A 4,825-nucleotide genomic window follows, 5' to 3' on the forward strand; every position below is an offset into this window, starting at 1 on the left:
AAAGACAGGGGCTTTTTGCTATGAGCGTTAGGAAAAAATTGTTTATACGTATCCGGTGGCAAAAGGCAGTCGGTATCTCGCGTAGATCAGGTAGACTATGTGATATCTGAATTAGTAGGTATTTCCATCATGCCATCGAGCATTATTTCATTAAAGCCTCATAACTCTTTCTCATTATCTGTGTCTGCCTTTCGTATTGCGGTAGCAGATACTCAAGAAAAATTGATCGAGGAATGGCGCGTCGCTAACGTATCACAAGAGCCGATTTTATTGTTAGGGGAAGGGAGTAATGTCCTTTTTCTTGAAGATTTCTTAGGCACTATTCTGTTAAATCGGCTCAAGGGTATAGATATTCGAGAAGAAAGCGATGGCTGGTATCTTCATGTTGGTGCAGGTGAGAATTGGCATCAATTAGTTGAATATACGCTTAGGCATGGTATTGCAGGGTTAGAGAATCTGGCATTAATTCCAGGATGTGTGGGTTCTGCACCGATACAGAATATTGGTGCGTACGGTATCGAATTACAGCATGTTTGTGATTATGTTGACGTGTTGGATCTGGCTGAAGGTAACGTCATGCGTTTTACCTCTGAGGAATGCCAATTCGATTACCGTGAAAGCATATTTAAGCATCAATACCGCTCTGGGTTTGCGATTACCGCCGTAGGGTTCTTTTTAAAAAAAGAGTGGAAGCCGATACTTAACTACGGTGACTTGGTCAAGCTGGACCCTAAAACCGTTACGGCACAGCAAGTATTTGATTCTGTATGCCATATGCGTCGAAGTAAACTCCCAGACCCTGTAGTGACGGGTAATGCTGGTAGCTTCTTCAAAAACCCGATAATTACACCACAGCATGCTGAATGCATTTTACGAGAGTATCCGCACGCTCCTCAATATTTACAAGCCGATGGAAACGTTAAATTGGCCGCTGGATGGCTAATTGAACAGTGTAATCTTAAAGGATTTCAGCTTGGTGGTGCGGCTGTGCACGAGAAACAGGCATTGGTTCTAATTAATAAAAACAATGCAAAAAGTTCAGATATTGTCGAATTAGCGCGTTATGTTCGTAACCAGGTCGCTGAGAAATTCTTCATACATCTGGAGCCAGAAGTCCGCTTTATTGCTGCGTCTGGAGAGGTCAATGCCATCGAGGTATTATCATGAAAGATATTACGGTTCCCCTTAAATTAATCAGAATTCTCTCTGATGGTGAATTTTATTCCGGTGAGTTATTGGGTGAAATAATGGGTATGAGTCGAGCTGCGATTAATAAACATATTCAGACCATACGTGATTGGGGAATTGATGTTTTTACTGTGACGGGTAAAGGTTATTCTTTACCTGCGCCTATGCAGTTATTAGATGAGGAGATTATTCTCAAGCATCTACCCGAAGGTGGAGTGACAGTTTTACCTGTCGTTGATTCTACTAATCAGTATATTTTAGATCGCCTTGACTCCTTATCCTCCGGTGATGCATGCCTTGCTGAATATCAGCAATCTGGGCGTGGTCGTCGGGGCAGGCAATGGTTCTCGCCCTTTGGTGCAAATTTATATTTGTCTTTATACTGGCGCCTAGAACAGGGGCCTGCAGCGGCTGTTGGAGTTAGTTTGGTTATCGGCATCGTAATGGCAGAAGTGCTACATAAGCTTGGTGCTGATGGTGTTCGAGTCAAATGGCCCAATGATTTATATCTTAAGGACAGAAAACTCGCCGGTATTCTTGTCGAACTTACTGGAAAAACGGGGGATGCGGCTAATCTGGTTATTGGTGCGGGCATTAATTTACAGATGAGAGAGCCGGCTCCAAATACAATTAGTCAAGGCTGGATAAATTTACAAGAAGCAGGTATAGATATTAATCGTAATACACTTGCTTCGACTCTTATTTCTGAATTAAGAAGCGCTTTGGCCGTCTTTGAACTACAAGGTCTTGAGCCATTTATTCCCAGATGGGAAAAGTTGGATAATTATTTTAATCGCCCGGTTCGTTTGATTATCGGCAATCGTGAAATATATGGGACCGATCGAGGAATAGATCGCCAGGGTGCATTGTTATTAGAAAATGACGGTTCAGTTACACCATATATTGGTGGGGAGATTTCTCTGCGTGGTGCATGAAAGGGGGGGGGCCCCCTTTTTACATATTTATTCGTTTGTCACTTTCTTAGTCGAACACATTCAACGGCATGATTAGCACTTTTAGTCAGAATAAGGCTAGCTCTTTCCCGCGTGGGTAGAATATTTTCTTTTAGATTAAGTCCGTTAATTTCTTTCCATAATTGAGATGCAATGCCGACAGCTTCTTCTTCCGTCAGTTTCGCATAATTATGAAAGTATGAGCTCGGATTTGAGAAAGCACCTTGCCTAAATTTCAAGAAACGATTTATATACCATGCCTGTAGCAATGCTTCAGACGCATCAACGTAGATAGAAAAATCTACAAAGTCAGAGACAAAAACTCTATGAGGATCATGTGGATAGTCCATTCCACTTTGTAGAACATTCAAACCTTCTAATATTAAAATATCAGGTTGCTCCAACACTTTGTTGTTATCAGGAACGATATCGTAGGTTAGATGAGAATACGTTGGGGCTGTGACTTTGTGTGTCCCTGATTTTATATCAGAAACAAATTTTACCAGGCTATGCATATCGTATGACTGAGGAAAGCCTTTTTTCTTCATCAAGTCACGTGCTTTTAACACCTTATTTGGATGAAGAAATCCGTCGGTTGTAATGAGTTCTACACTGCGATGTTCCGGCCAGCGGCTTAATAATGCTTGGAGCACACGGGCTGTGGTACTTTTTCCCACGGCGACACTACCCGCAATACCAATTATGTAAGGTATCTTTTGGCCATCCGTACCTAAGAACTGCTCAAGCACGGCCTGACGGCGTAAATTAGAGCTGATATAAAAATTGAGCAGGCGGGATAGTGGCAGATAAATTTCTGCGACTTCGTCTAATGAAAGGTCTTCGTTAATCCCTTTGAGCTTAACGATTTCTTCCTCTGTCAGCGTTAACGGGACGGAATCGCGCAAGGCGGCCCATTGGCTGCGATTAAATTGTAGATATGGCGTGGCCAAGGATTGCTCTCTATTGCTCATAAGTCGTCTTCTGCCTGCTTCACAGGTAAGAAAAGGGACTCTCAGCCAGCGAAGAAAACGGGCTATTAGTTTAGCCAACGTTATGGTCGCGGCACCTTTTCTTATGTAATAAATTTTTGATAATGGGCAGGTTAACACTTTGCGGATAGAAAGAAGAAGAGAAAATCGGTTCTGTACCCGATGCTTCTATGTTTACGCATCGGGTGCAAGCTAGCTGGCGATGGCTTTACCTAACCCATTCACGGCAAAGAGGCGTTTATAGTAGATAGCCGTTGGATGGTAATAACCATCGGGTGTGCAAGCATAGTCAGGCAACTCTCCCAGATGGCGATAACCCAAGGCTCGGTAGAACGCTTCTGCTGGGGAGCCAGCTTGGGTATCTAAGTAGAGTAACCCTCTCTGTTGGAAAAGCGCGTGTTTTTCCAGTAACTGAATGAGCTGTCTGCCTATTCCCGCTCTCCGTACACGGCTATGAACTAACAATTTTTGAATTTCAGCTCTGTTTCTCCCGTTTGGCTTTTGACATAACTCTAGCTGTACACTTCCGACGATACCTTTCTCGTCGCGTGCTGCCCATAGCATGCGATCACCGTTAGCGACAGATGCTTGTAATCCATGAAAATATTCCATAGCTTCTTTGTGGTGCAGAGGCGATTGATATCCAACAGAGGCGCCTTTTTCTACAGCATCTATTAATAGACTGGCCAGTTCTTCACGATAGACAGGTAAGGTTGCCGCATTGAGTTGAACTATTTTCATCGTATTTTGCTCGTTCTTCAGAAATTTGTTTCTAACTCGGCAAAATTTGTTCCAAGTTTATTTTCTTAGAAAAATGAGCAAAATAGCGTCTGTCAGTGAGGGACATGTTCTCTTTAAGGGCAAGAGGCGCATTTTTGGTGCAAGAGATATAGGGTAAATTTGATGGTGCAATGCGCATTTCCTAGAGAGGATTTGATGGTTCTTTGCACTAATTTTTGTTGCTGACCTAGAATTGTGAGTGAATCTGGATAAAATCTAAGCGAAAGCACATTTTACGCAATTTTTTTGTTGCATCGAACGCTCTGTCTACCTAGAATGCGCAGCACTTGATGCCGGCTTAGCTCAGTAGGTAGAGCAACTGACTTGTAATCAGTAGGTCACCAGTTCGATTCCGGTAGCCGGCACCATCAAGTACACAATCAGGTGGGGTTCCCGAGCGGCCAAAGGGAGCAGACTGTAAATCTGCCGTCACAGACTTCGAAGGTTCGAATCCTTCCCCCACCACCAAATTCAATTCTGGTAACAGAATATTCGATACGGTAGCAAAATCAAACCGGATCGACGAAGGCGGGGTCTAGAGATTTTTATTCCTCAACTTCAAAATCTACAGAAAAATTAGGTAGCCGAGTTCCAGGATGCGGGCATCGTATAATGGCTATTACCTCAGCCTTCCAAGCTGATGATGTGGGTTCGATTCCCACTGCCCGCTCCAAGATGTGCTGATATAGCTCAGTTGGTAGAGCGCACCCTTGGTAAGGGTGAGGTCGGCAGTTCGAATCTGCCTATCAGCACCACTTCCTTTTCCTCCTCCTGATTTTCTTTCTGTGAATAAATTCAGCAAGCTATTGCTTGGTTGATGTGGTGATACCACCGATTTATCCGTGTCTTAGAGGGACAATCGATGTCTAAAGAAAAATTTGAACGTACAAAACCGCACGTTAACGTCGGTACTAT

Annotated in this window: 4 protein-coding genes and 4 tRNA genes; 6 read left to right on the plus strand and 2 right to left on the minus strand. The window is 43.3% G+C overall.

Annotated features, from left to right (window positions below; genetic code table 11):
- The first annotated feature begins 129 nt into the window (after positions 1–129).
- Both murB and birA read left to right on the plus strand, forming a co-directional pair.
- Complete coding sequence (gene murB, locus H0247_RS19015; RefSeq protein ID WP_180743932.1) at positions 130–1,167, plus strand: UDP-N-acetylmuramate dehydrogenase; 1,038 nt, start codon at positions 130–132, stop codon at positions 1,165–1,167.
- Positions 1,164–2,123: a bifunctional biotin--[acetyl-CoA-carboxylase] ligase/biotin operon repressor BirA gene (gene birA, locus H0247_RS19020; protein ID WP_180743929.1), complete on the plus strand. Its 960-nt coding sequence runs from the start codon at positions 1,164–1,166 to the stop codon at positions 2,121–2,123. The genes murB and birA overlap by 4 nt, the downstream gene beginning before the upstream one ends.
- Before the next feature lie 38 nt (positions 2,124–2,161).
- Here the strand turns inward: birA and coaA are convergent, their stop codons facing one another.
- Together coaA and H0247_RS19030 are read right to left on the minus strand one after the other, a co-directional pair.
- Positions 2,162–3,112 (minus strand): type I pantothenate kinase, encoded by a 951-nt coding sequence (gene coaA / locus H0247_RS19025; protein WP_180743930.1) that lies wholly within the window; start codon positions 3,110–3,112, stop codon positions 2,162–2,164.
- A 210-nt stretch (positions 3,113–3,322) separates the two neighbouring features.
- Positions 3,323–3,871 carry a GNAT family N-acetyltransferase gene (locus tag H0247_RS19030; protein WP_180743931.1) on the minus strand — a complete coding sequence of 183 codons (549 nt, stop codon included), beginning with the start codon at positions 3,869–3,871 and terminating at the stop codon, positions 3,323–3,325.
- Between the two features lie 331 nt (positions 3,872–4,202).
- On the opposite strand from H0247_RS19030, the gene H0247_RS19035 reads away from it, so the two are divergent.
- The 4 genes from H0247_RS19035 to H0247_RS19050 all read left to right on the plus strand — a co-directional run bounded on the left by H0247_RS19035 (position 4,203) and on the right by H0247_RS19050 (position 4,665).
- Positions 4,203–4,278, plus strand: a tRNA-Thr gene (locus tag H0247_RS19035).
- A gap of 15 nt (positions 4,279–4,293) precedes the next feature.
- Positions 4,294–4,378, plus strand: a tRNA-Tyr gene (locus H0247_RS19040).
- A 130-nt stretch (positions 4,379–4,508) separates the two neighbouring features.
- Positions 4,509–4,583 (plus strand) — tRNA-Gly (locus tag H0247_RS19045).
- Positions 4,584–4,589: 6 nt separating this feature from the next.
- A tRNA-Thr gene (locus tag H0247_RS19050) sits at positions 4,590–4,665 on the plus strand.
- Positions 4,666–4,825: the final 160 nt, after the last annotated feature.

It is taken from the genome of Pectobacterium sp. CFBP8739 (assembly GCF_013449375.1).
In the GTDB taxonomy this organism is placed as follows: domain Bacteria; phylum Pseudomonadota; class Gammaproteobacteria; order Enterobacterales; family Enterobacteriaceae; genus Pectobacterium.